Below are 24,469 nucleotides of genomic sequence, written 5' to 3'. Positions count from 1 at the left end.
TCTTTTTTCCCACCCGCCCACCGGTGCAGTGCTTCCACCCCTGCGGGTGCCGCCCGTGGACCCTCCCGCCGTCGGCGGCTGCCGCGCCCCGTCCGGCCGCACGACGTGCGAGGTGAGTCGGCACCCCGCAGGTGCCGTCCTTGCGGGTCCCCACAATCGGCCGCATGGTGCTCGCCGTCGTGTGTGTGCGCGTGGGTGACCGTCAGTTCTCCGGGGGCTCCTCCGTCCGCTGAGGGGGTTGGGAGGGGTCGGGCCAGAGGGAGATGTGGTCGGGTTCGAGTTCGAGGAGGACGCGGGAGCGGATGGAGAGGGAGTCGGTGTAGTCGCGGGGGAGTTGGAGGCGGCCGGCACGGTCGACGGTGGCGTATTCGCGGGCGACGACGGACTCCTGGCCGTGTTCGTCGACCTCGGTGTGGCGGACGACCTCGGAGGCGGTGCGGCCGTCGCGGATGGCGACGGTGCGGCGGACGGCGTTGGCGACGGCGTGGTCGTGGGTGACGACGACGACCGTGGTGCCCAACTCCTCGTTGGCGGTGCGGAAGGAGGCGAAGACCTGCTCGGCGGTGGCGGAGTCGAGTTCGCCGGTGGGCTCGTCGGCGAGGACGACGGAGGGGCTGTTGGCCAGGGCGACGGCGATGGCGGCGCGCTGCTGCTCGCCGCCGGACATCTGGCCGGGGTGCCGGTCGTGGCAGTAGCCGACGCCGAGCATGCCGAGCAGTTCGGTGGCCCGCGCGGTCCGCTGCCGCTTCGTGCGCAGCCCGCCGGTGCGGCCGGCGAGCTGCATCGGCAGGACGACGTTCTGCGCGGCCGTGAGGTACGGCAGCAGATTGCGGCCGGTCTGCTGCCAGACGAACCCCACCACCTCCCTGCGGTACCGCAGCCGCGACGCGGCGTCCATCGCCAGCAGGTCGTAGCCGCCGACGGACGCGGCGCCCGCGGTCGGCACGTCGAGCCCGGCCAGGATGTTGAGCAGCGTGGACTTCCCGCTGCCCGAAGCGCCGACCAGCGCCATCAACTCGCCCTTCCCGACGAGCAGATCGAGCCCCTGGAGGGCCTGCACCTCCACCCCGTCCGCGGTGAAGATCCGCACCAGCCGGTCGCAACTGATCAGCGCGTCCTTGCCGTACGCGGGCCGCTCCCGCCGCTCGGCGACCGCCCGCTCCAGATCCGCGAGACTGCTGACGGGAGCGCGGTCAGGTCCCGTCACCGGACCCGGCACCGCGCCGCTCACCCCGCCGCCCACTTCGCCCGTCATACCCGGTCCCCCACTCTCAACTCCGCGCTCTCCCGCCGCCGTCCGCTCACCCACACCTGGATCAGCAGCACCGCACAGGCCAGTATCAGCAGCCCCGCCGACGGCAGGGCAAGGGACCACGGATCGGCCCGCAGGCCGAGCCCGAAGTCGGCCGGTTCCACGCCCTGTTCGCCGCCGCCGAAGGTGAGCGCCCGCAGATCGACGCCCGGTCCGAGCAGCGGGACCACCGCCAGGCCCACCAGCACACCGCCGACGGCGGCGAGCAGCGCCTGCGGCAGCATCTCCAGCAGGACCAGCCGCCGCGACTGCCGCCGCGTCATGCCCATGGTGCGCAACCTGGCCAGCAGCGTGGTCCGTTGCGGCGCGGCCTGGAGCAGCGACAGCAGCAGGGCCAGCGCGCTGAAGGCGGCGCCCGCCGCGACCGCCGCCAGATAGACCGAGCGCGCGCCGTGCTGCAAGGGGAAGTCGCCCAGCCGGGACCGCTGTTCGCCGCGCATCAGCACCGTCAGGAAGGACGCGGGCTCCTTGGCGACCGCGCGCAGCGCCCCGCCGTCGATGTGACTGCCCGGCGCGTTCATCGCGAGCAGCACCGTAGGACCGCTGTACTGGCTGTACGCGGCCAGGTCCGGGTGTCTGGCGGCCAGTTGAGCCGCGGAGACGATCACGAACTCGGCGCCGGGCGCGGCCGGGGTGCTGGTCAGGACGGCCGCGGTCCTGACGGTGACGGCGCCGACGGCCGCGTCCACCCGGGCCGTTCCGTCGCCGAGCAGCGACGCAAGACCGGGGCTGAGCACGGCGGGCAGCGTTCCACGCCCCGGATCGTGTCCGAACGCGTGCGCGGGGAAGGCGGGCAGCCCGATGTCGTGGGTCAGTCGCGCGTACGCGGCAGGGTCGACGATCACCAGCGAATAGGACAGGCCGAAGGGCGCGGTCGGGCTGTTCGGCTCGACGCGGGCGGTGACGACCCGGCCGACGCCGGGCACCTTCTTCCGTACCTCGTCGGGCAGTTGGCGGGGGAGCCCGAAGCGGGAGTCGACCCGCGCGTCCGCGCCGACCAGGGCGCTCGCCGCCCGGTCCCTGCCGTGGTCGACACCGGCCAGCACCGAGCCGCCGAAGGACGCCACCGTCAGGGCCACCAGCAGGGCCAGTAGCGGCAGTTGGCTGGTGGCGGGGGAGCGGCCCGCGCGGGCCAGGCCGAGGTGGGTGACCGCGCCGGGCAGCCGGGCCGCGGGGCGCGCCAACAGCCGTAGCGGCAGCGGATACAGGCGCAGCAGCACCAGCGCCGCCGCGACGGCGACCAGCACCGGGGCCGCCGCCAGATACGGGTCGCCGCCGCTGTCGGTGCCGCGCCGCCGCAAGGCCAGTACGGCGCCCACGACCAGGACGGTGACGGTCAGTTCCGCGACCAGTCTGCGGCGCGACGGCCGGGCCGCGGTGACATCCTCGCGGCCCGCCGCACGTGGCCGCCGGGCCGCCGCCACGGCCCGGACCGGCAGCGCCAGAGCGGCGACCGCGGTGACCGCCGCGCCCAGCAGCAGCGATGTTCCGTACCGCGAGGTCGGCAGCGCCAGCAGCGCCAGGGCGACGCCCAGGACGCCGCCCGGCACGGCGGCGGCCGTCGTCTCGCCGAGCAGCCGCCGGAAGATGCCGCGCAGGGCGGCGCCGCGCGAGCGCAGCAACGCGATCTCGCCGCGCCGCCGCTCGGCGGCGAGGCCGCCCGCCATCAGCAGCACCGCGAACGCCGTCGTGCCGACGCCGACCGCCGCGATCAGCACCAGCGGCGACACCGCCCGCCGGTCGTCGGAGTAGTCGTCCAGCACGGTGCCGAGGCCGCCGGTGAGCTGGATGTCGGGGTCGGTGGCCTGCCGCAGGGCCACCGAGTCGGGCCCCGCGTTGAAGGACGCCAACTGCCTTTGCAGCGCGGGCACATCGTGCGCGGCCAGGCCGTCGGTGGCCAGCGGGTGGTGCCAGTAGCGGGTCACCAGCGTGCCCAGCAGCGGCATCGAGCGCGCGGCCGTACGGTCGACGAGCAGCGAGAAGTGCCAGTACGTCTTGGGTTCGCTGCCCGGCGGGGTCGGCGGCGCGGACAGCTGCGGGGTCAGCAGGTCGCTGTTCTCGGTCCAGAAATCGTCGGCCGGGTCGCGGGGCGCGACGATGCCCGAGATCCGGACGGTCAGCGCGGTCGCGGTGCGGCCGTGCAGGTGCACGGTCTGACCGACCCTGAGACGCATGACCTCGGCGGTCCGTACGGTGACGGCGGCCTCGACCGACAACGGCGCCGGAACGCCCCCGTTCGGCGCGGGAGCCGGCAGCCGCCCGGCGACCAGGCGCCCGTGCCCGGCCAGTCCCGCCTGCGCCACCAGGCTGGCGGCCGGGAAGAGTTCGGAGGTACGGGGCAGCCCCTGGTCGGGCACCGACGCCTCCGAGGCGCGCACCCCGATGACGGACCGGTCCTTCCGCAGCCGCAGCGGCGGCTTCGCCATCCGCTGGAAGACCTTCTCCACATGGTCGACGGCGGTGGGGTCCAGCAGTTCGGTCGTCGTGAACTCGGGCGTGTAGGGGCCGGTCAGGCTGACACCGCGGTCGAGCGGCGCGGCGTCCCGGACGGCCTGCCGCAGCGCGGTGTCCTCGTAGCGGTCGACCGCGCGGGGGAGCGTCGCGGCGAGGAAGGCGGTGACCAGGACCAGGACGGCCGTCGCGAGCGCGGCGGCGGGCGCGGACCGCAGCCTGACCCGTACCCAGGAGGTGTCCACGCGCGCGCCACCGTCAGGACCGGGCACCGGCGTGCCAGCAGATGCCCGGCCCGGAGCCCGGCCCGGAGCCCGCCGCCCCGAAGCCCGTTCCGGAGAAGCCCCCGAAGCGCCCTCCGAAATACCCCCGCCCTCAAGCGAGTTGTCGTCCGGCATCTCAGTCCTCCCCCTGCCGCCGCAGCGTCGCCGCCGGATCGCCGCGGCGCACCGCGGTGGCGAGGACGACGACCAGCGGCGCGATCAGGACGACGCCCAGCAGTTCGGCCAGCGGCCCCGCGGGCATCTCGACCAGCAGATCGGGAACGGGCCGGGCGGCCTGCGAAGTGAGCACGACCAGCGGGGTGATCAGCCGGGTCAGCAGCGCGCCCAGCACCACGCCCACGACGAGCGAGATCAGCACGAGCGTCCCCTGTTCCGCGGCGATCATCCGGGCCAACTGGCGGCGCGGGGTGCCCAGGGCGCGCAGCACCGCGAATTCGCCGTTGCGCTCCCTGATCGCGCCGACCGCGCTGACCGCGAAGCCGACCGCGGCCAGTACTGCCGCGGCGATCACCGCGGCGGGCAGCGCCGACTGCGGTCCCGCGCCCAGCGGATCGGCCCGCAGATCCGCCGCGGTCTCGTCCCGTACGAGCACCACGTCGACGTCGGTACGGGCGCGCAACGCGGCGGCGACCCGCGCGGTCGTGCCGGGCCCGGTGGCCAGCCACCACTCGGTGGGCTCCATGGAACGCGCGTCCTGCGACTCCAACAGCCGGTTGACGGACCGGAGATCGAGCAGCAGGGCGCCCGCGTCCAGGTCCTGCCGGCTCTGCGTGTCCTGCGCACCGTCCGGGGCGGCGGCGCTCCGGTCCGCCGTGCCGGGGATCGCGCGGACGGCGGCGGTGACGCGGGCGACGATGTCCACACCGTTGAGCTGGATCCGCACGGTGCCGCCGACCCTCGCGCCGACCGCCTTGAGGTACGAGTCGGTGGCGACGGCCGGGAGTTCGGGCGGCACGAGCGACTCGACGCGGGTGCGTACGGTGGCGGTCGGCGGCGCCTGCCAGCTGTTCGGGACCACCTCCGTGGAACCGGTGGCGTACTCCAGGCGGAACAGCGCGGGGCCGCCCAGCACGGGCGGTTCGGCGGACGGCCGCACCGCACCGGGATCGCCCGCCAGGCTCGGGTCGTCGAAGTCCGCCTGCGCGTCCCACGAAGCGGCGCCCCGCGCCGTACCGGTACCCGCCGCGCTCAGCGCCTCGCCACCGCCGTCCGGCCCGACGACCCGCGCGGAGGAGATCGTCAGTCGGTGCGTCTCGTTCACGCCCGGCAGCGAGAAGACGGTGTCGATCCGCGTCAGCCGCAGCGGTCCCGCCGGGCCGCCGCCCGCCGTGCCCGCCGCGGACGCCAGGTCCAGGGCGAGCCGGTGCGGTGCGCCGTCCGGCGGCAGGTCGCCCAGCTCGAACTCGTACACCACACCCGTGGCGTCCGTCAGCGCGGCGGTCAGGTGGTCGGGGCCGTCGGCGGACGCGATCCGGCGGCCGTGCTTGTCCACCGCCCGCAGCGACGCGGTGAACTCCACCCGGCGCGCGTCACCGGGGACGGCGAACCCGCCCGAATCCCCGGCGCTCCCAGTGGCCCCGCCCGAATCCCCGGCGGCCCGGCCCGAACCCCCGGCCCTCCCAGTGACCCGGCCCGAATCCCCGCTCCTCCCGGCGGCCCCGCCCTTCCCTCCCGCCCTCAGCGGCGCGAGCAGCTCTGCGACCGGCCGCCCCGACGTGAGGTCGGAGCGGAACCGCATCGCCCTGCCCGCCTGCTCGGTGTCGATGGCCAGGACCGTCGCGTGCCGCTGCTGTGTCAGCAGCACCTCGTCGCGGGCCGCGGGGGCCACCGCGGTGATGCCCGGCACCTTCGCGTAGATCCCGGCCTGCCCGAACGGCGGGGTCGTCATCCCGGTGACCCTGATGTCGGAGCCGACGGTGAAGTCCGCCTGGTCGCGCTGCGAACGGTCCCAGCTCGCGCCCTGCCCGATCGCGAACATCCCCATGGCCACGGCCAGCACCAGCAGCAGCACCGCGCTCGCGCCGCGCCGCGGACGGCGGGCGAACTGCCAGCCCGCCAGGGCCGGCGCGAGCCCGCGACCGCGCGCCGCCCGCCGCTCACCGAGCCCGGCCGCCAGCGGCAGCAACCGCAGCACCAGCACCGTGCCCGCCAGCAGGCACAGCGCGGGCGCGGCCACCAGGACCGGGTCCACGCCGAGACCGCCCGCGCCGTCGGCGCTCAGCACGCCGCTGCCGGACGCCCGGCGCTGCAACTGCCAGTACGCGACCCCGGCGACCACCAGCAGCCCGACGTCCGCCCCGGCCTGGAGGGCGCCCGGCAGCGCGCCCCGCCGGGACCGCGCCGCGCGCTCGGCCGTGAAGGAGCCGCCGCCGCGCACCGCGGGCACGATCACCGCGAAGGCGCAGGCCAGCGCCGCGCACACGGCCACGACCCAGGCCGCGCCGCCACTGCCGCCGCCGAGCGTGACGCCGGTACGGGCCAGCGCGCCGGTCCCCGCCAGGAGTCGCGTGACGGGACCGGCGAGCAGCGGCGCGATCAGCGCGGCGGGCACCGCCAGCAGCAGCGCCTCCCCGGCCGCCAGCCGGGCCACCCGCGAGCGGGAGCCGCCGCGGGCCCGCAGCAGCGCGGTCTCCCCGGCCCGCTCCTCGGCCAGCAGTTGCGCGACCAGCAGCAGCGCGAAGCCCGCCAGGATGACGAGCTGGAGCGCGCCGATCAGCAGCGTCGAGCGGGTCACCAGCAGGCTGCGGCGCAGCCCGTCGAGCAGCGTCGGCAGCTCGCTCGACACCTGCGCGGAGCCGGTCGCCTTCGAGCCGCGCAGTTCGGCGACGGCCGCTTTCGCGCTGCGCTCCAGCGCGTCCATCCGGGCCACGCCCACGCCGCCGAAGTCCGCCGTGCCCTGCCAGGACATCTCGGCGGGCGCCACCCGCCCCGAGCCGAAGGTGCCGCCGTCCACGAGCATCGGCCCGTACGTGGTGAACGACAGCGTGTGGATGCCGCGTCCGCGCAGCGGGTCCAGATGCCAGTACGGCGAGGCGGGATCGGCGGGGCGGTAGAGGCCGGTCACACGGATGCGCAGCGGCGGCCCGCCGAGCCGGTCGGTGAGCGTGACGACCCTGCCGGTCCGCACCTGGAGCGCCTGGGCCGCGACCACCGGCATGGCGACCCGCACCTCGGCGGAGCCCTTGGCCGCGGGCGTCGGCCAGGCGCCCTCGGTGATTGTGACGCGCGAGCGGTCGAAGGTGGCCAGCAGCGTCAGATCCGGGTCCCCGCCCGTCGGCGACCCGGCGGGGCGCAGCGCGAACGGCAGCCCGTACGGGCCCGACCTGGTGCTCGACCTGACCGCGGCCGGCAGCCCGTCGAACGCGTCGGGCACGGTGCGCCGTACGGCCGAATCCAGCCCGTCCCGCGTCTGCCCGGTGACCGATGCCTGCACCTCGACCGTCGACCGGTCCGCGGCCTGGTGCTGGAGGGTGCGGCGCAGCGCCGCGTCGCCGATCGCGCCGGTGAAGGCGGTGAAGGTGGCCAGCACGGAGGTGGTGAGGACCACCGTGAGCAGCGCGGCGGCGAGCAGCAACCGGTGCGCGCGGACGCGCAGCAGCACGAAACCGGTCACCGGCGAGCCCCCGTCCTGTCGCTGACCGGATGGTCTCAAACGGGGAGCGCGTGGTGAACGGTGCCGGAGGTTGTCGGAATACGATCGTGACCGACCGTTGAGCGGACGATTCGCCTCCGCTCAGGGCCGTTTTCAGCCGGGGGTGTTGACCATCGACGCGGCGGCGTACGTCAGGTAGTCCCACAACTGCTGTTCGTGCGCGGGGTCGAGTCCCAACTCGTCGACCGCCACCCGCATATGGCGCAGCCACGCGTCGTGCGCCGCCTTGTTCACCTCGAAGGGCGCGTGCCGCATCCGCAGCCGCGGGTGGCCGCGCTCGTCGCTGTACGTGCGGGGACCGCCCCAGTACTGCATGAGGAAGAGCCGCAGCCGGTCCTCCGCCGGGCCGAGATCCTCCTCGGGGTACATCGCCCGCAGTTCGGGATCGCCCGCCACCCCCTGATAGAAGACGTGCACCAGACGGCGGAAGGTTTCCTCGCCGCCGACCAGCTCGTAGAACGTCTGCTGCTGCACCGTGCCGCGCGGGATCTCATTCACACCCCCATGGTCGCAGAAGGACCGGCCGAGTACCGGAGTCGTAGGACCGGGTCCGCGGGCGCACGATGGAGGCATGGCCGACACAGACGCGGAAGCGGGCACGGAGGGTACGGACACGGGCGCGGACGGTACGACCTCGGATACCGGTACAGGCGCGGATACGGGTACGGATACGGATACGGGTACGGGTACGGGTACGGGCGCGGCCGGGCGGTACCGGGCCGCGGCCTCCGCGCTGCGCACCCGCATGGTCCGCCGCATCGTCGCGGGCGGCGGCCTCACCGACCCGGCCTGGCGGGCCGCCTTCGCCGAGGTGCCGCGCCACCTGTTCGTACCCGACTACCAGCGCTCGGCGCACGGCGGCGGGCAGGACCGGCTCACCGCCGCCGACCCCGACCCGCGCCACCGGCTGCGCTGGCTCGCGGGCAGCTACGCCGACCGGCCGATCGCCACCGACGTGGTGGACGGCGAACTCCTCTCCTCCAGCAGCCAGCCCTCGCTGATGGCCCTGATGTGCGAGGCGCTCGACGTGGCGGACGGCCACCGCGTCCTGGAGATCGGCGCAGGAACCGGCTACAACGCGGCGCTGCTGGCCCACCGCCTCGGCCCCGACGCCGTCACCACCATCGACCTGGACGAGCGGATCACCGCCGCCGCCCGCGCGCACCTGGCCGCGTACGGCACACCCGCCGCCCGCTCCGTCACCGTGGTCACCGGCGACGGCGCGCTCGGCCACCCGGCCGGCGCCCCGTACGACCGGGTGATCGCGACCTGCGAACTGCCCGCGATCCCGGCGGCCTGGCTCGCCCAGTGCCGGCCGGGCGCCCGGATCCTCGCGCCCCTCGGGACCGGGCTGATCGCGCTCACCGTACGGAGCGCCACCGAGGCCGAAGGGCACTTCCTGGCCACCCCGGCCTTCTTCGTCCCGCTGCGCGGCCCCTCCACGACGGCCCCGGCACCCGCCGACGACGCGGCGCAGGCGGTACGGGCCACCCGCACACCGCCGCGGATCATCGGCAACGACCTCTTCCGCTTCCTGCTCACTCTCGTCGCGGGCCCGCTGGACCTCACCTGGTCGCCCCGGACCGGCACCGCCCGACTGCTGGCCGCCGACGGCTCCACCGCCAGTGTCACCGCAGACGGCACGACCCGCGTCAGCGGCCCCCGCGACCTGTGGGCGCTCGCCGAGTCCGCGCACGTCGTCTTCCGCGACCTCGGCCACCCGGCCAGGTCCCGCTTCGGCCTCACCGTCGACGGCCCCCGCCAGTGGACCTGGCTGGACGACCCGGCGGGCCCGTACCGCTGGCCGCTGTGAGCCGCGGCGGCCGAAGAGCCCTCAGCCGGACAGCGGCTCCCAGACCGCCGCGTCGTGCGCGAACAGAATCCGCCGCGGGTCGTACGCCAGCAGCCGCTCCACCCATGGGTCGGGCTCGGGCAGCGGCGCTCCCGCACCGCCGGCGGCGGCCAGCACCGCGCCCTGCGCGGCGGCGAAGTCGGAGGCCGAGGCGTGCGTCTGACCGGCCAGGATCACCGTCCCGTCCGGCCTGCGGATCACCAGCGACTGGTGGCCGACCGTGTGACCCGGCGTCGGCAGGATCCACAGCCCCGGACGGATCTCCACTTCACCGGTCAGCTCCTCGTAGCGGGCGCCGGGGAAGCCGACCAGATGCTCGGGCGTGTGGCCGCCGCCGCGCGCCGCCGCCAGCTCGGCGTCCTGCACCAGCACCGGAGTGCCGGGGAAGAGCGGATTGCCGCCGATGTGGTCGAAGTGCAGATGGCAGTTGACCACCAGCGCGATGTCCGCGGTCGTCACCCCCGCCGCGGCGAGCGCGTCGGGCAGCGGACGGCGGTACGGGCGGTAGTGCGCGTCCGTCTCGGGGTCCGCGGTGCCGATCCCGGTGTCGAAGAGCAGGAGTTCGCCGTCGTGCTCGACCAGATAGCCGAGCGCGGGCTCCACCCGCGGCTTCCCGTCGCCGGTCTCGGAGCCCGGCCGGACGAACCGGCCCAGGTCGAGGCGGCGCAGGGCCGCTCCCGTAGCGGACACGCGCGTCACGCCCGGCGGAGTGTGATCGTCGTCCACGCCCCCACATGGACCCGGTCGCCCTCGAAGAGCGGGATCGGGGTGTACGGGCGGATCGCGTCCTCGCCCAGGTTGACCGTGGTGCCGTTGGTGGAGTCCTGGTCGACCACCGCCCAGGAACCGTCCGGCTGCTGGACCAGCACGGCGTGCTGGTGGGAGACGCCCGGGTCCCCGGGGGGGCGGGACAGGTCGATGTCGGGGGCCTCACCGGTGCTCTGGCGGCGCCGTCCGATGGTGATCTGGTTGCCGATCAGGGGCAGTTGGATCTCCGGCGAGAACGCGGGGAAGTACAGGCCCTCCGCGTCCGGGCCGCTGCGGGCCATCATCGCGGTGAAGTACTCCCGGTCCGCGCCGATCACCGCGACCCACGCCGTACCGGCGGACGCCGCGGGCGGCTCGTGGCCGGACCCGGGGGAGACCGAGGGCCCGGACTGCTCACCGGACGGATACGGGTTCTGGAACGCAGGCGCCGCCGGCGAGGACGGCGCGTGCTCGGGGCCGCCGCCCTCGATCGGGCGGCGCGTGGCGGGCGCGGGCGGAGCCACCGACGCCTCGGTGGGCGTCGGCCGCGCGGCGGGCGGCCGCTCGGCGGAGACCTCCGGCTCCGCCACCGGAGCCGGACCCGACCCCACCGCCTTCACCTGCGAGGACGGCGGGTCCAGCAGGAAGTCCCCGGAACCCGACGTCACCGACTGCGACGGCAGCGGCTCCGCGGGCCGGTTCACCTGCGAGGGGCGGGACCGCTGCGAGCCGTAGTCCGGATACGGCGGGAAACCGGACGCCGTCGGCGGCGGAGCGGGCGGCGCGACGAAGGTGGTGGAGGTGTGCGTCTGGAAGTTGAAACGGCACTCCTCGCAGAACAGCGCCATCCCCTCCCGCGGCGTCCCGCACTGCGGGCACAGCTCCGGCGCCGCCGGCCCGTCCGGGTCGTAGCCGCGCGACGACGCCCCCGGCGAGGTCGACACCGGCGAGCTGGACGCCGACGCGGAAGCGGACGCCGACGAGGACGGCGGCCGGGTCCCGTACGAGGACGACGGCACGGCGATCCGCATCCCGCAGACCTCGCACCAGTCGTCGGTCCCGGACTGATGGCCGTTCGGACAAGTCGGCATGGTGCTGGCTCCCCCTCCGCCCGCCGGGGGCGGGGTCACAATCCGTGCGAGCTGCTGACGGTTACGTCCTCACACGTTACGTCGTCACATGTCGCGACCGCACGGGTCACTTCTTCACACGCACGGTCTTCGTCGACCGGGTCTCCAGGGTCATCTCGTCCGCGTCGGCGACCCTGGCCTTCAGCCGCACAGTACCGCTCGCCGCGTCGACCACGTCCACGACCTTCGACAGCAGCTTCGCGGTGTCCTCGTTGCCCGACGCGCTCGCGAGCTGCACCGCGCGGCCCAGTTTCGCCGTCGCGCCGTCCATGTCACCGGACTTGCGGGCCTCCAGACCCTGCTGGATGACCTGCGCCAGCTCCGCCTGCCCGGTGTAGTGGGCGACCTGCGGGTTGATCCGGGTGGAGGCGGCCATGTCGTCCGTCCACACCGCGCGGACCAGGCCCTGCGACAGCACCTCGACGGTGCCGTCCGGCTGCGGCAGCACCAGCGACAGCCGCGCCGCCAGCATCTCCTGGCCGACCCCGGCCACCGGCACCTGCACGCACACGTGGTAGTCGCGGGACTCGTCGCCCCACGACCCGGTCGGGTAGTCGCCCGCGCGCGGACCGGCCTCGGTGCGCCGCGCGCTCAGGTCCTCCACGGTCGGCGCGACCTGCTTCACGAACTTGATCTCGGAGCCCTGCGGGGTCCACAGCCGCAGGCTGACGTCCGCGACCTCCTTGCCCATCGCGTTCTCCATCATCGCCTGGAAGTCCGCGGCGAGTCCGGCCGGATCGGCGACGATGTCGACCGAGCCGAGCATCGCCGAGGCGATCCCGGTCAGCTCCTTGACCTCCCAGTCGGTGCCGACACCGCGCGCGTCACAGGTGAAGCGGCCCGTGCACGCGTCGAGGGTGGCCTGAAGGTCCTCCGGCTTCTCATGCTCGTTGCGGCCGTCGGTGAGCAGGATGCCGTGCCGTATGGCCACGTCGGTGCTGGCCAGCAGCCGGTCGGCCAGTCGCAGCCAGGTGCCGATCGCGGTGCCGCCGCCCGCCGTCAGCTTGCGCAGCGCCTGCTTGGCCTGCGCGCGGGTGGTCGGATCGGCCACCGCCAGCGTGCCGTTGGCCGGGTAGACCTCGCGCGCCTGGTGGGTGCCGCCGACCACCGCGAAGGCGACGCCGTCGCGGATGGTGTCGATCGCGACGGCCGTGGCGTCACGGGCGTTGCGCATCTTCGTCGGCGGATACTCCATCGAGCCCGAGCAGTCGACCATGATGACCACGCCCGCGCTGGGCGCCGCGCCCCCGCCGGCGGACGCCGGCCCCGGCAGCGGCTGCCCGCCCGAGGTGCCGCCGCCGGTCGACGTCACGGTGACGATGGCGTTGACCTCGCGGCCGCCCTCGGGAAGGAACTCGTTCTGATAGATGTCGACCGAGAACTGCGGCACGTTCGACTTCGAGAATTTGGCCATCGGTACTGCGCTCCTTAAAGCCCGTTCACAGCCCCGCCCAGGCCCTCCGTGACCTGGGCGGGTGGGAATCCTGCCCGCGACACGGCGGCCGGGAACGGCAGCACCGCGACCGTTACGTTGTCGTGGCCGCCGCCGTCCAGCGCCACCCCGACCAGCGTCCGCGCGCTGTGCAGCGGGCGGGTCCTGGCGTCCGGCGGTACGACCTCGGCCATCTCGGCGGCCGACTCCGCGTAGTTCCACAGCCCGTCGGTGCACACCACGATGACGCCGGGGCTCTCCGGCTGGAAGGCCGCCACGTGCGGGTCGACCTCGACGGCGTCCGCGCCGAGCCAGCCGGTGATCGCGTGCGCCCGGTCGTCCGCGTACGCCTCCGCCTCGGTCATCAGCCCGGCGGAGACCATCCTGGCCGCCCACGAGTCGTCCTCGGTGAGCCGGGCCGACGGGCGGTCGCGGTCGTCGGGAATCCAGTACGCGCGGCTGTCGCCGATCCAGCCGACGGTGAAGACCGGGCCGGTGACGACGGCGCTGACGCAGGTGCAGGCCGGTGCGTTGTGGTGCGGGACGCCGTCCTGGGTCTCCTCCTCGGCGAGCGCGCTCACCGCGTCGAAGGCCGCCATCAGCGCGCCGCGCATGGCCTCCTCGGCGGGGGCGCCGCGCTCCAGCGAGGCCAGCAGCGACTCGTTGCCCGCCACCGACGCGGCGGCCGACGCGTCGTCCGGGCGGTACGCGGTGGACACGCCGTCGCAGACCACCGCGGCGACCGCCGGGGTGCCGTCCGGCAGCGAGGTCGTGGACAGGGCGAAGGCGTCCTCGTTGCGGTGGTGCCGCAGCCCGCGGTCGCTCACCGCGGCCACGCCCTCCAACTCCTGCTCCTGGTGGTCCCGTTTGCGCGGCTGGGCGTGCCCGCAGTGCTCGCAGTACCCGTCCGCGTCGACCCCGCCGAGGCCGCACGCCACGCACACCGTGCCGTTCTCCTCCGCCGGTTCCTCCTCGCGCGGATCCGACACCTTCGCCCCGGCCAGCGGCACCCCGAGCGCGAGCGTGTCGCCGCCCCCCGCGGCCTGCGGGGGAGCGAGCAGGAACGCGTCGGTCGCGGCCCCGTCGCCTTCGGCTCCACCGCCGGGTTGCCCGGTGCCGTGGTGCCCGCCGCCGAGCTGACCGTCCTGGCCGGCGCCTGCGGCCCGCGGGTGCGCGCCGCCGTGCGGGTTGCCGCCCGTGCCCGCCGTCCCGGCAGCCGAAGGCGCGGCGCCTGCCGATCCGGCACCCGCCGTTCCGGCAGCCGGGTTTCCGGCGCTCGCGCCCGCCGCACCGCCCGCGGCGCCGGGGCCTTCACCGGGCGTCCCGGCATCGGCGGCCGCGGAGCCGAGGTGGCGGCCGTCCGTGCCCGCCGGTCCGGCGGCCGAGGGCGCACCGCCCGCCGCACCGCCCGCCGCACCGGGCGTTTCCGCGCCGGAAGGCGAGGCGGCGGCCCCCGCCGTTGACGGGTCCGCGCCGGAGGCGGTGCGGCTGAGGTCCGCGCCGCAGTGTTCGCAGAAGCGGTCCTCCGCGTCCAGCGGCTCCGCACAGGAGGGGCACAGCGTCGTCGTGGAAGGCGGCGACTCGGGCATTGGCGGCATCTCGTTTACACCCACGTCCGGGGGCGGAAGCGGTTGGCGCGTTCCACCAGTTCGATCCTCGTACTGCCCTGCTGGGCGAGCCTGGCCAGCACCCGGTACGAGCGCTCCAGGCCGAACCGCAGGTCCCGCTCGTTCAGGGCGGAGCCCAGAACGGCCTTGTGCGGTCCGGCTGTTGACGGTACGCCCGGAGCGCCCGCCGGGAGGTCCCCGACACGGCCCGCCAGCACCCAGTCCAGCGCGCTGCCCAGCACCTCGGTGGCGAGCTGCTCGCGCCGGTCGGAGTCCAGGCCCTGCCGTTGCAGCTCCTCGACCTGGAGCCCGGCCGCCTGGAGGTCGGCCAGCAGCGGCTCCCGCGGCGATCTGTCCCGCAGCCGGGCCCTGATCGCCGCCACCCGCGCGGCGGTGAAGTGGATCGACGACTCGGGCACCGACTCCAGGACGCGTACCGCGCCCTGCCGGTCACCGGAGGCCAGCAGCACCCGGCCGAGACCGAAGGCCGCGCTCACATAGCTCTGGTCGGTCGTCCACACCAGCCGGTAGTACTCGGCCGCGTTGTCCAACTGCCCCAGCACCTCGGCGCAGATGCCCAGCGCCAGCTTCGGCGCGGGCTCACCGGGGAACGCGTCGTAGACCGCGTCGAAGCTCAGCGCCGCCGTCTCGTGGTCGCCCGTGCACAGCGCGGCCAGGCCGCGGTGCCACACCACCCGCCAGTCGATGGCGTCGTCCTCGGCGTCGGCGAGCGTCGCCATCACCTGCTGGGCGCCGTCGAGGTCGGCCATCTCCAGCCGCGCCCGCAGCTCCCGCAGCCGCTTCTCCACCGAGTCCTGCGGCGCGGAGTGCAGCGCCGCCACCAACTCGGCCGGGGCCGCGGCCGAAAGCCCGGCCAGGAAACCCGCGTTGGGGTCGGCGGGGTCGACATGCGGTACGGGCAGCGCCAGTACGGCCGCGCCCGCGTTCAGCCGCGACACGGTGGGGCTCGTGGCGGGCGGCGGGCCCCAGTTGGGCAGCGGGGCGCCGATCACGGTCGGGCTGTACGCGCCGGGGCCGGGCACGGCGGGCAGCCCCGCGGGCTGGGCCGGGATGCTTCCGGCGGGCAGCGCGGGCGCCGACCCGTTGCCGCCGACCCGGTCGCGGCGCCGCGAGGCCTTCTCCAGCGCGCGGTCGGCGCCGAGCGTCGAGGTGTCCCCGGTCACCGGCCGTACCAACTCGGTGTCCACCACGCGCAGTTCGGGGCCGAAGAGGGTGGACAGCGCGGGCCGCGGGCGGCCGGTCTCCAGGGCGACGACCTCGCGCAGCACGCCCAGGAGCTGGTCGGACATCTCCTCGGCGGAGGAGAACCGCTTGTCCGGGTCCGGGTCGGTCGCGCGGACCAGCAGCCGGTAGAAGGACTCGTAGCGGGAGAAGACCTCGATGTTGCCCGGGTCGGGCAGGCTGTCCACGAAGACGTTCGTGTAGCCCTGGAAGTCGAAGGTCAGCACCGCGAGCGTGCGCGCCACCGTGTACAGGTCGGAGGCGACCGAGGGGCCGACCTCGGCGACCTCGGGCGCCTGGTAGCCGACCGTGCCGTATATCGCCGACTCGGTGTCGTCCATCCGCCGCACGGCGCCCATGTCGATGAGTTCGAGCCGGTCCTCGGTCTGGATGGCGTTGTCGACCTTGAAGTCGCAGTAGAGCAGATTGCGGCTGTGCAGGTGCCCCAGCGCGTCCAGCGCCTCGATGGCGTACGCGATGGCCTGCGCGACCGGCAGCGGCTCGCGCCTGCCGTCCGGCGTACGCCGCTCGTTGGCGATCTCCTTCATCGACTTGCCGCCGACGTACGCCATCACGATGTACCCGTCGAGGGTGCCGGTGCGCTGGTCGAGGTGCTCGACGAAGTTGTAGATCCGGACGATGTTGGGGTGCTCGATCTCGGCGAGGAAGCGCCGCTCGGAGACGGCCGCGGCCAGCGCGTCCTCGTCCCCGGTGTCGAGCAGGCCCTTGAGCACCACCCAGCGGTCGGACACCGCCCGGTCCACCGCCAGGTAGATCCAGCCGAGGCCGCCGTGCGCCAGGCAGCCCACCACGTCGTACTGGCCGTGCACGATGTCGCCGGGCCGCAGCTTGGGCGAGAACGAGTACGGGTGGCCGCACTTGCTGCAGTAGCCCTCGGTACGGCCGGGGCGGTCGCCGCGGCTGCGGCCGACGGGCGCGCCGCAGTCGCCCTTGCTGCAAAAGCGCTTGCGCTCGGGCACCTCGGGGTTCTCCAGCACCGCGGCGGCCGGGTCCGGCCGCGGCACCGTCGGCACCGACACCAGGCCCGCGCCGAGCTTGCCGCGGGTGGAGCCGCTGCTGGAACCGCGGCTGCTGCGCACCGACACCGAACGGCCGGTGGCGGTGCCGCTCAGCGACCGCGACAGCCGCCCGGAGACCGAACGGCGCGAGGCGCGGGAGGACGACTTGGAGGACCGCGAGGAGGAGTGCGACGAGGTCTGCGAGGACACCGAACGGCCGGAGCGGCCCGAGTCGGCGCCGCGCGCGCCGGGCACCGAGCCCGCCGCGCCCACCGGACCCGCGCCCGCCGGACCCGCGCCGCCCTGCGCGGCCACCGGGAGCGGCGCGAGGCCGCAGGTGTCGCAGTACAGCTCGCCGCCGCCCATGTCCTCCAAGGTCCCGCCGCAATCGGGCCGTTGGCACTTGCTCACGGTGTTCCCCCTCAGCCTTTCCCCTGTCGCGCGTACGCCACGCGCGCCCTGTACGCAACGGTCCCGTCCGACGACGGCATTCCGGCGGTCCCGGTCATGCCGGCCCCCTGCTGTCCTGCGGCCCCGACGTCCGCGGCACGGTGACCTCCGCGACCGCCTGCTGATACCGCTGCACGGTGCGCTCGGCCGCGGCCAGGTCGCACGGCGCGCTCCACAGCAGACGGCGCGCCTGGTCGTACCGCTCGATCAGCAGCGGGTCCTCGGCCATCCCCAGCCGCGCCACCTTCGCGCGGTACGCGTCCAGTCTGCCGCGCAGCTCCGCCCTGACCGCCAGCGGCGCGGTCACCGCGGTCAGCGAGTCGCGGGCCCGCAGCAGCTCCTCGTCCGCGCGCTCCTCCAGGCCGTCCAGCAGCGGGGACAGCCGGTGCCACTGCGAGCCGCGCCAGAACTCCTCGGCGGACGCGAGCTGTTCGTGCAGCGCCGCCGCCGGGCCGCTGACCGCGGGCACGTCGGACGCCAGGATCTTCGACAGCACCTCGACCCGGGCGCTGCGCGCCTCGGTCAGCGTGCGGTCGGCGCGCGACAGCACGTCACGCAGCCGCAGCAGCCGGTGCTCGGCGTCGTCCCGTACGTGCAGCACCGCCTCCACCTCGCGGCGGATCTGCTCCAGTTGGCGGCCCGCCTGCTCGTACCGCTCGGTGTCGGGGCGGCCGGGCGAGGGCGCGGCCCGCCAGAAGGCGAGCGGGTCGGAGACGGTACGGGCGCGCAGCACGCCCAAGTCGTCGATCAGACCGGCCAGTTCGTCGCCCGCCGGGTGCGTGCCCGGCCGTACGCCCACCGAGTCCGCCAGCGACTGGACCCGCCGGGTCTCGGCGGCCAGCAGGTCGATCCTGGCGGGCAGCGCCGACCACACGGAGTCGGCGGCGGCCACCGTCTCCATGGCCTGGTCGTACCAGCCGTTCATCCGCGCCAGCAACTGCTCCAGGCTGAACTGCTCGGTCAGTTTCGCCGGGCCGGTCAGCGACCTGGCGGCGTCCGGGGTGGCGGCCCCGGTGACGGTCACGCCCTCGCCGCGCAGCAGCTCGGTCAGCCGGACCAGTTCGGTCTGGGTCGGCCAGCGGCGCCTGGCCCGCAGCTCACGCGCGCTGTCCAACGCCTCGGTGTACGCCTCGAAATGTGCCCACAGCAGGGTGATCGCCGCGTCGGTCTCCGCCCAGCGCTCCTTGGTGACACCGGTCAGCTCGGCGCCCTCCAGCAGACGGCGGCCCGAGTGGTCCTGGAGGGCGAGCAGCGAGGACTCGATCGCCTCGTGCTCGGTGCCGAGCCGCTCCAGGGCACGGTCGACCTCTTCCCGTCCCATGACCGGTCCGGTGGGTCCAGCGACCGCCATCACACCCTCTTTCCGCTGTCCGTGTGCGCTGTTGGTGCCCCCGACTGCGTCGCGCCGTTACTTGTAGTGGGCCTCCGGCGGGCCGGTGATCCCGGACAGGTGCTGGCCGAGCCACCGGTGGTACTGCCGCATCCACTCGCTGTCGGCGCCGCCGCCGCTGTACGTCGCCAGCACCTGGTTCACCTGCCGGATCAGGTCGGTGTCCGCCAGGTTCATCGCCACACCGTACGGCTCGGTGGTGACCGGTTTGCCGACCAGCCGCATCGACGGGTCCTGCGCGGCCTGGCCGGCCGCGAGCGCGTTGTCGGTGAACACCGCGTCGGCGAGGCCGAGTTGCACCCGCACCAGGCAGTCGAGCTGGTTCGGCACCAGCATGATCTTCGCGCCGTGCGGGTCCGCCTGGAGCTTGGTCTCACCGGTCGAACCGGACGCGGTGCAGACCTTCTTGCCGCTCAGCGAGTCGTCGAAGCCGGTGACGGGGGAGCCCTCGGGCGCCAGAAGCTGCTGGCCCGCCATGAAGTAGGCGCTGGAGAAGGCGATCTGCTTGTCCTTCTCGGTCAGCCGGGAACAGGTGATGCTCATCGTGCGCACCACCATGTCGACCTTGTGGGTCAGGATCATCGGGACGCGCTGGTCGGTCGGTATCGTCAGGTACTGCACCTGCGCGTCCTGGCCGAGGATGCTCTCCGCGATGGCCTTGACGATGGCGATGTCGAAGCCGGTGATCTCACCGGAGACCGGGTCGCGGTAGCCCCACAGATAGCTGTTCTGGTCGACACCGACGATCAGCCGCTTGTGCCGCCTGATCCGCTCCACCGCCGCGCCGTCCCGTGTCCCGCCGTTGGGATCGAGGCTCGTGACCGCGCCGGTGGCCGGGTCCAGGGCCGTCGCGGAGTTCTCGCACGCGTCGTCGGCCGCGTACTGCGCGTGCGTCACCGGCGCCGGCGGGGCGGTCCTGCCCGCGTCGGCGGCGGGAGCGGTGTCCGACGGCAGCAGCAGCGCGGCGCTCAGCGCCAGCGCGCACGCCGAGGCCATCCCCGCGACGCCGCCCCAGCCGCGCAGCCTGGCCCTGGCCCGTCCGCCGCGTCCTGGCCGTTTCGCTTCCACAGTCCGCCTCACCCCGGGTTCGTTCCGCACGCTCATCACCGGTACTCCGACAGGCGGCGTCCGATGCCGAACACCGCGCCCGCCGCCGCCAGTACCGCGAGCACCGCCGCGCCGTACGGCAGCAGCGACAGTGCGCCGTGGCCGTTCCTCGCGGCCTGCTGGAACTCGTGCTGTTCCTGCGCGACGGCCTTCTCCAGACTGGCGTCGACCACGTCGAAGCACTGCCCGGTGGTCTCCGTGACCGTCTTGCCCTTGCTGTCCTTGCCGCCGATCACCTCGGCGACCGCCGTGGCGTAGTCACCGTTGTTGTCGCTCGCCCTGGCCACATCGTGCCTGCCGCGCCACGCCTGCACACCCTTGATGGCGGAATCGACCGGGGTGCGGCCCGCCGTGTTGTCGGCCAGTTTCAGGGCCTTCGCCAGCTCACCGCCCACACCCTTGGGGTCCTTGCCCGCCAGCGTCTCCATGCCGCTCTGGAACGTCGCGTCGTACGCGCTGCCGGAACCGCGGGCCACCAGCGTCAGATTCTCGTCGCCGCGGGCCTGGAGCACCGCGATCCGCGCGCTGTTGAGCACCTTCATCGACTCCGCGCCGTGCGCGTCGGAGTTGTCGAGCTGCGTACGCGCCACCGTGTGTCCCACCACCAGCCACAGCAGGACCACCGCGGAGGCGGCGGACGCGGCGAGCATGCCGTGGTTGAACACCCGGTTGGTGCGCCGGTAGTGGCGGCGCTGCGCCCACACCAGGCCGCCGAGCGCCACGATGCCCAGCGCCCACGAGGCGTAGGGCAGCGCCTTGGCGCCGGAGTAGTCGTCGTCCAGCCGCGCCGACTCCGCCTCGTACAGCTTCTTGGAGGCGTCGAGCAGCCCGCCGGGCTTGCGCATCTGCTCGTTGGCGAACCGCAGATAGGCGCCGCCCAGCGGCAGGCCCTGCCGGTTGTTGGCCTGGGCGGTGGCCACCAGCTTGGTGTACCGCGGGAGTTGCTGGTTGAGCGAGGAGATCTGCGCGCTCGCCTCCGCGGACCCTTGCGTGTTCGCGGCGGCGTGCGTGATCAGCTCGGCCGCGGTGTCGATGTCCTTGTCGTAGCGGTCGGTGACCGAGCGCGGCTCCTGGCCGCCGACGAGGAAGCCGCCCGCCACCGTCGCGTCGGCGTCGGCCAGGCTGCGGTAGATCTCCGCCGCGTCCGCGCTCAGCGGCCCGCTGTGGTGGAGCACGCTGCCCGCGGCCGTCGTACGGTCGCTGACCTGCCAGGCCGTGACGGCGCCGAACGCCACGACCAGCAGGGCCAGTACGGCGCCGATGATCCGCAGCCGGCCCGGCTCCGTGGTGGCGGCGGCCTTGAGCTGATCCGTACGTTCCACCCAGGCCCGGCGGCGCTGCGCCGGTACCTCCGTCCGGTTCAGCCCGTTCGAACCGCCCATCGTCGGCGTCTGCGTCACTCACCCTCCCCCGGGACCGACCACCGCGTCCGCGGAAGTCACGCTCTCAGCCAGCAGTATGGCCGCAGCCACCTGCATCCACCTAGCCAACCGGTGGATCTTGCCGCACAACCGCCTTGCCTGCTCCCCTAACCCCCCACACGCGTAAACGCCCTGTTCGGTTCCCGGGTGACGGGAACCGAACAGGGCGGTGTGAGGCGTTACGCGTAGTGGGCCCGCAGTGCCGCGTGGGACTGCGGTGGGGCCGCCAGGTGGTCCAGACCCAGCAGGGCCGCGCCGAGCACGGGCGGCGCCGTCACGACGTGCGGCCGGGCCTTGGGGGCGCGGGCGGTGAGCCGTTCGGTCAGGGCGTCCATGAGATACGGATTCCTGGCCGCCATGACCCCGCCGCCCAGCACCACGTCGGCCTCCTCGTCCAGCAGATCGAGCCTGGCCAGCGCCACCGTGGCCAGGGCCACGATCTCGTCGGCCTGCTGGTCGAGTATCGAGCGGGCGACCGCGTCCCCCGCGTCGGAGGTGGCGAACAGCACGGGCGTCAGCTCGTACTTGCGGGCCGCCGGAATCGTTTCCAGGTGCAGCGCCTCGATCAGCGCGTACATCGAGGGCAGTCCGAAGTGCGCGGGCAGTGTGGCCGCCAGCGCCGTCGGTCCGCCCCGGCCGTCCTCGGCGCGGGCGGCGTGGAACAGGGCCTCCTCGGCGAGACCCGAACCGCCGCCCCAGTCCCCGGAGATCTTGCCGATCGCCGGGAAACGGGCCGTCCTGCCGTCCGGCAGCATGCCCACGCAGTTGATGCCCGCGCCGCACACCACCGCCACCCCGCGGGGCGCGTCCACGCCCGCCCGCAGGATCGCGAAGGTGTCGTTGGCGACGCGTGTCGACCTCGCCCAGCCGCGCCCGTGCACCGCCGCTTCGAGTTGCTGCTCCTCGACCGGCAGGTCCGCGTTGGCCAGACAGGCCGAGGTGTGCTCCACCAGAGGTGTCCCGGTATCGGCGCTGTCGGAACCGTCCGCGTCACGCCGCAGGCCCGCGTCGGCCGCCGCGCGCTCCACGATGCGCGCGAGGGCGTCGACGGCTGCCCCGACCCCGACGACCGGCGGCTGGAAGCCGCCGCCGCGGGCGGCGCCGAGCACCGTTCCGTCGGCGGCGACCAGCGCCACGTCGGTCTTGCTGTTGCCCGCGTCGATGGCGAGGACGCCACCGGGGACGAGCGGTTCCCGGCTCACGCCCACGCCAAGTGCTCCCGGTTGTGCGCGACGAGACTGTCGGTGAGCGCCTCGGCGTACTCGTACTGGCCGATCAGCGGGTGCGACAGCAGCGCCTTGAACACCCGGTCCCGGCCGCCGCGCAGCGCGGCCTCGAGCGCCAGGTCCTCGTACGCCGTGACATTGGCGATCAGGCCCGCGTACAGCGGGTCGAGCGGCTCGACCGGCAGCGGCTTCGTGCCGTTCCCGTCGACCACCGCGGGCACCTCGATGACGGCGTCGTCGGCGAGGAACGGCAGCGTGCCGTTGTTGTACGTGTTCACCACCTGGATGTCGCCGGTGTTCCGCAGCAGCGAGGACGCCAGCGCCACCGCGGCCTCCGAGTAGAAGGCGCCGCCGCGCTTGGCCAGCAGCTCCGGCTTCTCGTCCAGCGCCGGGTCGCCGTACATCTCCAGCAACTGCTTCTCCATCGCGGCCACTTGGGAGGCCCGCGACGGCGTGGTCCGCAGCTCGCGCACCACCTCGTCGTGCGCGTAGTAGTAGCGCAGGTAGTACGAGGGGACGACGCCGAGCCGGTCCACGATCTCGCGCGGCAGGTGCAGGTCGGCGGCGATCGTGTCGCTGTGCTCCGCGAGCAGCTTGGGCAGCATGTCGTCGCCCTGCGGCCCGCCCAGGCGCACCCCGCGCTCCCACGTCAGGTGGTTGAGCCCGACGTGGTCCAGGTGCACCTGCTCCGGCGAGACGTCCAGCAGCTTGGCGAATTTGCGCTGGAAGCCGATCGCCACATTGCACAGCCCGACGGCCTTGTGCCCGGCCTGGAGCAGCGCCCGGGTCACGATGCCGACCGGGTTGGTGAAGTCGATGATCCACGCCTGCGGCGCGACCCTGCGCACCCGCTCGGCGATGTCGAGGACCACCGGGACCGTGCGCAGCGCCTTGGCGAGACCGCCCGCGCCGGTGGTCTCCTGGCCGACGCAGCCGCATTCGAGCGGCCACGTCTCGTCCTGGTTGCGCGCGGCCTGCCCGCCGATCCTGAGCTGGAGCAGCACGGCGTCCGCGCCGGCCACCCCCGACTCCAGGTCGGCGGTGGTGGTGATGGTGCCCGGATGGCCCTGCTTGGCGAAGATCCGCCGGGCGAGCCCGCCGACCAACTCCAGGCGGTCCGCGGCCGGGTCGACCAGCACCAGTTCCTCGATCGGCAGAGTGTCGCGCAACCGCGCGAATCCGTCGATGAGTTCGGGGGTGTACGTGGACCCGCCGCCCACGACTGCCAGTTTCATCCCTTGACTCCCGTCAGGGTCACGCCTTCGATGAAGGCCTTTTGCGCGAAGAAGAAGACCACGATCACCGGGGCCATCACGAGAACGGTGGCCGCCATGGTCAGATTCCAGTTGGTGTGGTGTGCGCCCTTGAAGGACTCCAGTCCGTAGCTGAGCGTCCAGGCCCCGGGGTTGGAGCTGGCGTAGATCTGCGGCCCGAAGTAGTCGTTCCAGCAGTAGAAGAACTGGAAGAGCGCCACCGCGGCCAGGGCCGGCCTGATCATCGGGACGATGACGGTGAGCAGCGTGCGCAGCTCACCGCAGCCGTCGACCTTGGCGGCCTCGGTGTACTCCTTGGGGATCGTCAGCAGGAACTGCCGCAGCAGGAAGATGGTGAACGCGTCACCGAAGGCCATCGGGATGATCAGCGGCCACAGGCTGCCGTCCATCCCCAACTGCTTGGTCCAGAACAGGTACATCGGGATGATGACCACCTGTGGCGGCAGCATCATCGTCGAGATCACCAGGACCATGACCAGATTACGGCCGCGGAAGCGGAACTTGGCGAGCGCGTACGCCACCGGCAGGGACGACACCACGGTCAGCACGGTGCCGCCGACCGCGTACACCAGCGTGTTGCGCCACCACGTCAGGAAGCCCGGGGTGTCCCACACCGTGCGGAAGTTGGACCACTGCCAGTGGGCGGGCCACAGGTCGCGGGTGAGCGCCTGGTTGTCGCTCATCACCGCGGTGAGGAAGACGAAGACGAAGGGCAGCACGAAGAAGGCCGCCGCCGCGATGCCGAGCGAGTGCACGGCGATCCAGTGCAGGGTCTCCTTGCGGCGCGCCTTGCGCCGGGCGCGGAGGTCGGGGCCGCGGCCCGCGGCGGAGCCGCGTACGGCGCCGCCGGGCGCGATGGTCGCTTGGGTCATG

16 protein-coding genes are annotated in these 24,469 nt (G+C 74.0%); 1 reads left to right on the top strand and 15 read right to left on the bottom strand.

From position 1 onward, the window contains the following. Window positions 1-202: 202 nt before the first annotated feature. From ACFZBB_RS02430 to ACFZBB_RS02415, 4 genes are all read right to left on the bottom strand, one after another. On the bottom strand, window positions 203-1,255 hold the full coding sequence (locus tag ACFZBB_RS02430) for an ATP-binding cassette domain-containing protein (protein ID WP_391116965.1): 1,053 nt from the start codon (window positions 1,253-1,255) through the stop codon (window positions 203-205). Beyond that, complete coding sequence (locus ACFZBB_RS02425) at window positions 1,252-4,008, bottom strand: FtsX-like permease family protein (protein ID WP_391116963.1); 2,757 nt, start codon at window positions 4,006-4,008, stop codon at window positions 1,252-1,254. The genes ACFZBB_RS02430 and ACFZBB_RS02425 overlap by 4 nt, the downstream gene beginning before the upstream one ends. Before the next feature lie 154 nt (window positions 4,009-4,162). Next, window positions 4,163-7,660 carry an FtsX-like permease family protein gene (locus ACFZBB_RS02420; RefSeq protein WP_391116961.1) on the bottom strand — a complete coding sequence of 1,166 codons (3,498 nt, stop codon included), beginning with the start codon at window positions 7,658-7,660 and terminating at the stop codon, window positions 4,163-4,165. 132 nt (window positions 7,661-7,792) lie between these two features. After that, complete coding sequence (locus ACFZBB_RS02415; RefSeq protein ID WP_391116959.1) at window positions 7,793-8,197, bottom strand: globin; 405 nt, start codon at window positions 8,195-8,197, stop codon at window positions 7,793-7,795. 73 nt (window positions 8,198-8,270) lie between these two features. On the opposite strand from ACFZBB_RS02415, the gene ACFZBB_RS02410 reads away from it, so the two are divergent. Further along, window positions 8,271-9,512: a methyltransferase domain-containing protein gene (locus tag ACFZBB_RS02410; RefSeq protein ID WP_391116957.1), complete on the top strand. Its 1,242-nt coding sequence runs from the start codon at window positions 8,271-8,273 to the stop codon at window positions 9,510-9,512. A 21-nt stretch (window positions 9,513-9,533) separates the two neighbouring features. On the opposite strand, the gene ACFZBB_RS02405 is transcribed toward ACFZBB_RS02410, so the two are convergent. From ACFZBB_RS02405 to ACFZBB_RS02355, 11 genes are all read right to left on the bottom strand, one after another. Continuing rightward, a complete protein-coding gene (locus ACFZBB_RS02405; RefSeq protein WP_391116955.1) occupies window positions 9,534-10,250 on the bottom strand; it encodes an MBL fold metallo-hydrolase in 717 nt (238 codons plus the stop codon). Further along, entirely contained in the window at window positions 10,247-11,389 is a 1,143-nt protein-coding gene (locus tag ACFZBB_RS02400) for an FHA domain-containing protein (RefSeq protein ID WP_391116952.1), read from the bottom strand. The genes ACFZBB_RS02405 and ACFZBB_RS02400 overlap by 4 nt, the downstream gene beginning before the upstream one ends. Window positions 11,390-11,495: 106 nt before the next feature. Further along, entirely contained in the window at window positions 11,496-12,842 is a 1,347-nt protein-coding gene (locus tag ACFZBB_RS02395) for a VWA domain-containing protein (protein WP_391116950.1), read from the bottom strand. Window positions 12,843-12,856: 14 nt separating this feature from the next. Continuing rightward, entirely contained in the window at window positions 12,857-14,449 is a 1,593-nt protein-coding gene (locus ACFZBB_RS02390) for a protein phosphatase 2C domain-containing protein (protein WP_391116948.1), read from the bottom strand. Window positions 14,450-14,463: 14 nt separating this feature from the next. After that, on the bottom strand, window positions 14,464-17,094 hold the full coding sequence (locus tag ACFZBB_RS02385) for a tetratricopeptide repeat protein (RefSeq protein ID WP_391117497.1): 2,631 nt from the start codon (window positions 17,092-17,094) through the stop codon (window positions 14,464-14,466). A 139-nt stretch (window positions 17,095-17,233) separates the two neighbouring features. Then, complete coding sequence (locus ACFZBB_RS02380) at window positions 17,234-18,529, bottom strand: hypothetical protein (protein WP_391116946.1); 1,296 nt, start codon at window positions 18,527-18,529, stop codon at window positions 17,234-17,236. A gap of 57 nt (window positions 18,530-18,586) precedes the next feature. Further along, window positions 18,587-19,564 (bottom strand): transporter substrate-binding domain-containing protein, encoded by a 978-nt coding sequence (locus tag ACFZBB_RS02375; protein ID WP_391117495.1) that lies wholly within the window; start codon window positions 19,562-19,564, stop codon window positions 18,587-18,589. Between the two features lie 107 nt (window positions 19,565-19,671). Continuing rightward, window positions 19,672-21,057 carry a hypothetical protein gene (locus tag ACFZBB_RS02370; RefSeq protein ID WP_391117493.1) on the bottom strand — a complete coding sequence of 462 codons (1,386 nt, stop codon included), beginning with the start codon at window positions 21,055-21,057 and terminating at the stop codon, window positions 19,672-19,674. A 218-nt stretch (window positions 21,058-21,275) separates the two neighbouring features. Continuing rightward, complete coding sequence (locus ACFZBB_RS02365) at window positions 21,276-22,304, bottom strand: BadF/BadG/BcrA/BcrD ATPase family protein (RefSeq protein WP_391116944.1); 1,029 nt, start codon at window positions 22,302-22,304, stop codon at window positions 21,276-21,278. After that, the gene (locus tag ACFZBB_RS02360) at window positions 22,295-23,557 is read right to left on the bottom strand and encodes a 6-phospho-beta-glucosidase (protein ID WP_391116942.1); all 1,263 of its coding nucleotides are present in this window, start codon (window positions 23,555-23,557) and stop codon (window positions 22,295-22,297) included. The genes ACFZBB_RS02365 and ACFZBB_RS02360 overlap by 10 nt, the downstream gene beginning before the upstream one ends. Continuing rightward, complete coding sequence (locus ACFZBB_RS02355; protein ID WP_391116940.1) at window positions 23,554-24,468, bottom strand: ABC transporter permease subunit; 915 nt, start codon at window positions 24,466-24,468, stop codon at window positions 23,554-23,556. The genes ACFZBB_RS02360 and ACFZBB_RS02355 overlap by 4 nt, the downstream gene beginning before the upstream one ends. Window position 24,469: the final 1 nt, after the last annotated feature.

The organism is Streptomyces sp. NPDC008139 (assembly GCF_042957025.1).
GTDB lineage: Bacteria > Actinomycetota > Actinomycetes > Streptomycetales > Streptomycetaceae > Actinacidiphila.
Note: the sequence above shows the minus strand (reverse complement) of the source record. Positions and strands in the feature narration are given on the sequence as shown.

What these genes read in the sequence shown, in the direction of transcription:
- ACFZBB_RS02400 (WP_391116952.1), bottom strand. Translation starts at nt 11,389, where the DNA reads ATGCCGACTTGTCCGAACGGCCATCAGTCCGGGACCGACGACTGGTGC.
- ACFZBB_RS02370 (WP_391117493.1), bottom strand. Translation starts at nt 21,057, where the DNA reads ATGGGCGGTTCGAACGGGCTGAACCGGACGGAGGTACCGGCGCAGCGC.
- ACFZBB_RS02375 (WP_391117495.1), bottom strand. Translation starts at nt 19,564, where the DNA reads ATGGCCTCGGCGTGCGCGCTGGCGCTGAGCGCCGCGCTGCTGCTGCCG.
- ACFZBB_RS02360 (WP_391116942.1), bottom strand. Translation starts at nt 23,557, where the DNA reads ATGAAACTGGCAGTCGTGGGCGGCGGGTCCACGTACACCCCCGAACTC.
- ACFZBB_RS02395 (WP_391116950.1), bottom strand. Translation starts at nt 12,842, where the DNA reads ATGGCCAAATTCTCGAAGTCGAACGTGCCGCAGTTCTCGGTCGACATC.
- ACFZBB_RS02430 (WP_391116965.1), bottom strand. Translation starts at nt 1,255, where the DNA reads ATGACGGGCGAAGTGGGCGGCGGGGTGAGCGGCGCGGTGCCGGGTCCG.
- ACFZBB_RS02390 (WP_391116948.1), bottom strand. Translation starts at nt 14,449, where the DNA reads ATGCCCGAGTCGCCGCCTTCCACGACGACGCTGTGCCCCTCCTGTGCG.
- ACFZBB_RS02385 (WP_391117497.1), bottom strand. Translation starts at nt 17,094, where the DNA reads ATGGGCGGCGGCGAGCTGTACTGCGACACCTGCGGCCTCGCGCCGCTC.
- ACFZBB_RS02380 (WP_391116946.1), bottom strand. Translation starts at nt 18,529, where the DNA reads ATGGCGGTCGCTGGACCCACCGGACCGGTCATGGGACGGGAAGAGGTC.
- ACFZBB_RS02355 (WP_391116940.1), bottom strand. Translation starts at nt 24,468, where the DNA reads ATGACCCAAGCGACCATCGCGCCCGGCGGCGCCGTACGCGGCTCCGCC.
- ACFZBB_RS02410 (WP_391116957.1), top strand. Translation starts at nt 8,271, where the DNA reads ATGGCCGACACAGACGCGGAAGCGGGCACGGAGGGTACGGACACGGGC.